This window comes from Stenotrophomonas capsici (assembly GCF_034961085.1).
GTDB classification, from domain to species: Bacteria; Pseudomonadota; Gammaproteobacteria; order Xanthomonadales; family Xanthomonadaceae; genus Stenotrophomonas; species Stenotrophomonas capsici.
In genome coordinates, this window is the sequence record NZ_JAYFUH010000175.1 from 1 (window position 1) to 4,420 (window position 4,420).

The 4,420-nt window shown below is 67.3% G+C and carries 3 protein-coding genes; 2 read left to right on the top strand and 1 reads right to left on the bottom strand.

The annotated features are described in order from the left end of the window. Positions 1 to 507: DUF938 domain-containing protein (locus VA603_RS10810; protein WP_323438823.1), on the top strand; the 507-nt coding region annotated here is incomplete at its 5' end. A gap of 43 nt (positions 508 to 550) precedes the next feature. After that, the gene (locus VA603_RS10815; RefSeq protein ID WP_323438824.1) at positions 551 to 2,458 is read left to right on the top strand and encodes a M61 family metallopeptidase; all 1,908 of its coding nucleotides are present in this window, start codon (positions 551 to 553) and stop codon (positions 2,456 to 2,458) included. A 473-nt stretch (positions 2,459 to 2,931) separates the two neighbouring features. On the opposite strand, the gene VA603_RS10820 is transcribed toward VA603_RS10815, so the two are convergent. Beyond that, positions 2,932 to 4,420: TonB-dependent receptor domain-containing protein (locus tag VA603_RS10820; protein ID WP_323438825.1), on the bottom strand; the 1,489-nt coding region annotated here is incomplete at its 5' end.

Here is a 4,420-nt window from a genome sequence, read left to right on the forward strand (position 1 = left end):
CACGCGGTGCATTTCGCCGCGGCGCTGCCGTGGCTGAGCTGGCAGGCCAGTGATCACCGCGACCACCTGCCGGGCATCAGGCAATGGCTGGACGAGGCGGCGCTGCCCAATACGCCGGCGCCCATCGCGCTGCAGGCAGTCACCGAACCCGTCGCCGGCCTGCAGCCGGTGCCCACCGCCGGTGGCCGCTTCGATGCGGTGTTCACCGCCAACACCCTGCACATCATGAGCTGGGCGCACGTGCAGGCCTTGTTCGCCGGCCTGCCGGCGGTGCTGTCCACCGATGGCCTGCTGCTGGTGTATGGGCCATTCAACTACGGCGGTGCGTTCACCAGCGACAGCAACCGTGCCTTCGATGGCTGGTTGAAGGCGCGCGATGCCGCCTCCGGCATCCGTGACTTCGAGGCGGTCGACGCGCTGGCGCGCGCGCAGCGGCTGGTGCTGCAGGCCGACGTGGCGATGCCGGCCAACAACCGCTTGCTGGTCTGGCAGCGCCAACCCGGTTGAGGACCGGCTAGGATGCGGGAACTTCTCGGGAGGGCAGGGCGTGGTGAAACACGGTCGTAGGTGGTTGTTGGCGGTGGCCCTGGGCGTGACGCCCTGGTGGGTGCAGGCACAGCAGGGGGATGCACGGCAGGCGGCCCTGCAGGTGCAGGCCAGCTATCCCGGCGTGATCGAGCTGGAGGTGGATGCCAGTGATGTCGACCGCCGCATCCAGCGCGTGCGCGAGCGCATCCCGGTGGCCCCCGGCCCGCTCAGGCTGTGGTATCCGCAATGGATCCCCGGCAACCACGCGCCGACCGGCCCGATCAACCAGATCGGCGGCCTGGTCATTCGTGGCAACGGCCAGCCGCTGCAGTGGCTGCGCGATCCCGGCGACATGTATGCCTTCACGCTGCAGGTGCCCGAAGGCGTCAACATGCTCGACATCGAGTTCCAGTACCTCTCGCCCACCGCTTCGGACCAGGGGCGCGTGGCGATGACGCCGAACCTGCTCGACCTGCAATGGCATCGCGTGGTGCTGTACCCGGCCGGCGTCGATGCGCGCGGCATCCAGGTCAAGCCGTCATTGCGCCTGCCCGACGGCTGGCAGAGCGGCACCGCACTGGACGTGGCGCGTCGCGAGGGCGGCACCGAGCACTACCAGCCGGTGCCGTTGATGACGCTGATCGATTCACCGGTGTTCGCCGGCCGCCACTTCAAGCGCTTCGCGCTGGATGAGGCCGCCAGGCAGCCGGTGTGGCTGGACGTGGTCGCCGAGAACCCGCAGGCACTGCAGGCCGATGCCAAGGTGCTGGACGCGCACCGCGCGCTGGTGCGCGAGGCCGACGCGGTGTTCGGCGCGCGGCCCTACACACGCTACAACTTCCTGCTGGCGGTGTCGGACGTGTTCAGCGGCATCGGCCTGGAGCACGCGCAGTCCAGCGAGAACGGCATGCACGACGGCTACCTGCGCGGCGAGCGGCCATTCATGGACAACGACCTGCTGCCGCACGAGTACGCGCATGCGTGGGTGGGCAAGGCCTGGCGCCCGCGCCCGACCTGGGTGCCGCATTACAACGGGCCGATGCACAACGACGAGCTGTGGATGTACGAAGGCCAGACCCAGTACTGGGCGGTGGTACTGGCCGCCCGCTCGGGGCTGTGGAAGCCGGACTACGCGATGGCGATGCTGGCCCAGTTGCAGGCCAACTACGCCACCCAGCCGGGCCGGCAATGGCGCGACCTGCACGACACCGTGCACCAGGGCATCCTCGACTTCAATTCCAAGCCGCAGGCCTGGGCCGACTGGCAGCGTGCCTTCGAGTTCTACAACGAAAGCACGTTGTTGTGGCTGGGCGTGGACGCGCGCCTGCGCAGCCTGTCGAAGGGAAAGGTCACGCTGGATGACTTCGCCAGACGCTTCCATCAGGGCGGTACGCAGGGCGAGATCCGCCTGTACGACCGTGCCGACGTGATGCAGGCACTGGAAGCGGTACAGCCGGGTGACTGGGATGCCTTCATCGGCACGCGCCTGGATGCGCGTGACGGCAGCGCTCCGGATGGCCTGAAGGCCGCCGGTTGGGAGCTGTACTACAGCGATGCGCCAAACCTGGTGGTGGCCGATGGCGAAGCCGACGGCGTGACCGACCTGCAGTACGCGTTGGGCCTGAAGGTGGGCAGCGATGGCGTGCTGCAGTTCGTCGGTTGGGAGAGCCCGGCGTTCAAGGCGGGGTTGGCCAAGGACGTGACGCTGGTGGCGGTCAACGGCCTGGCGTACAGCGGCGGGCGTCTGAAGCAGGCGGTGATCGATGCGAAGGAAGGGACGCCGATCGAGCTGATCGTGCGCCAGGCCGACAGCTTCCGCACCGTGCGCATCGACTACCGCGATGGGCTGCGTTACCCGCACCTGCGCCGTGTCGAGGGCAGCGCGGATCTGTTGACGAAGATCCTGGCACCGCAACGGCAACAGCGTTGAACGAAGCCCGTGAACCCTTCTCCCGTTGGGAGAAGGTGCCCCGAAGGGGCGGATGAGGGGCCGGGCGAAGCCTCGTGCCAATCGGTATCACCAGGCTTCGCCCATACCCTCACCCCATCCCCTCTCCCGCACGCGGGAGAGGGGCTTGAGTAAAGCGAAGCCCCGCCAGCACACGCCATGCTCGAAAACCTCCCTTCTCCCATGCATGGGAGAAGGTGCCCCGAAGGGGCGGATGAGGGCGCTTCTGCTTTGCTCGTGGAACGCCTACCCTCACCCCAACCCCTCTCCCGCAAGGAGAGGGGCTTGAGCAAAGCGAAGTCCCGCCAGCACACGTCATGCCTGGGAACCTCCCTTCTCCCATGCATGGGAGAAGGTGCCCCGAAGGGGCGGATGAGGGCGCTTCTGCCTTGCTAGTGGAAAGCCCACCCTCACCCCAACCCCTCCCGCTAGGAGAGGGGCTTCAAACAGGACCCTCAATACTCCCAGCGATACCCGATCCCGAACGTCCGCCCCTGCGCGGCCACGCTGGAAATCTGGCCATAGGTCGCCGCTGCCTGCTGCCCGTACACGGTCTTGTAGTCGCGGTCGGCCAGGTTGTAGATGCCGGCACTGAAGCGGCCCACGCCCAGCGGAATCTCCGCCAGCAGGTCGAACACCGCATAGCCGCTGATCTTGGCCGACGGCGTGGCACGAATGGTCGGGCTGACCGCTGCCACCTGCGCGTCGCGCCAGGCATGGTCGGTGCCACCCACCACCTGCCCCTGCAGCCGCAGCAGGCTGTCGGTGGCGAAGCGCCACTGCCCGTACAGGCCAGCCTTCAGCGGCGACACGCGGAACGCGTTGAGCTCGCGCCACTGGCCGTTGGCATCCTTGTACTGGCCGCGCGTGCTGGCCACGCTGGCGCCGAACTCCCACTGCTCGTTGGGCAGGTAGCGTAGGTTGGCCTCCACGCCCCACACGCGCTCGTCGGTGTCGGCGACCGACACGCTGTAGTCGCGGTTGAACTGCACGGTCTTGTCGGAGTTGTTGTAGAACGCGGTGACGCCACCCTGCAGCACCGCGTCATCGCTGCGACGCCATCCCAGCTCGTAGTTGTTGACCTTGATCGGGCCGATGTTGCGGCTGTCGATCACGAAGCTGGCCGGCACGTCGCGCAGCATGCGCTGCGTATCGGGCAGGCTGAAGCCCTGCGAGAAATTGGCGAACAGCTGCTGGCCGTCGGCCACCTTGTAGACCACACCCGCGTTGAACAGCGTCTGCGAATGGCGGACGTTGCCGCCTTCCAGCAGCTTCGGCACATAGGCCGGGTTTGCGGTGGCGGCGATGGCCTCGGTGTAGGGCACCGAATCTTCGACACGGTTGCGCAGGATCTGGTGGCGCACGCCAGCCTGCACGGTCACGCGTTCGGTCAGCGGGTAGTCGCCCTGCAGGAACAGGCCGGTGGTGTCCACGCGCACGTCCGGGCCCATTGCATAGCGCTGGGTCGGCACGTAGTTCAGGCCATTGCTGGCGATGAAGGCAGTGATGTCGTAAGTCTGGCCGAGCTGCCGGTCTTTCTCACGCTCATGGTCCACACCGTAGGAAAGCTGCAATGCACGCCCATCCACGTCGAACGCTTTGTGCAGCGCGCTGCGCACGCCCCACACGTCGATGTCGGTGTTGGACTGCATCGCCACATAGGCGAAGCCGCCCGGCAGCGCCGGGTGTACCGCGGCCGAAACCGAGGGGAACCAGCGGCCCTTCTCGTTGCGGTAATAGGCTTCCACGCTCAGCTCATGGCCACCGAGGATGTCGCGGTTGCGGTACTGCGTATTGATGCCCTGGTGTCTGGTGCGCGGCTGGTCATCCAGCTGCAGACCCTTCACCGCCAGGTGGCTGGGCGCAAAGGCCGGGTTGAACAGCACTGCCAGGCGCGGGCCGTAGTCCGGGCCGTGGTCGCTGTCCTGCTGGTCGTCGTACCAG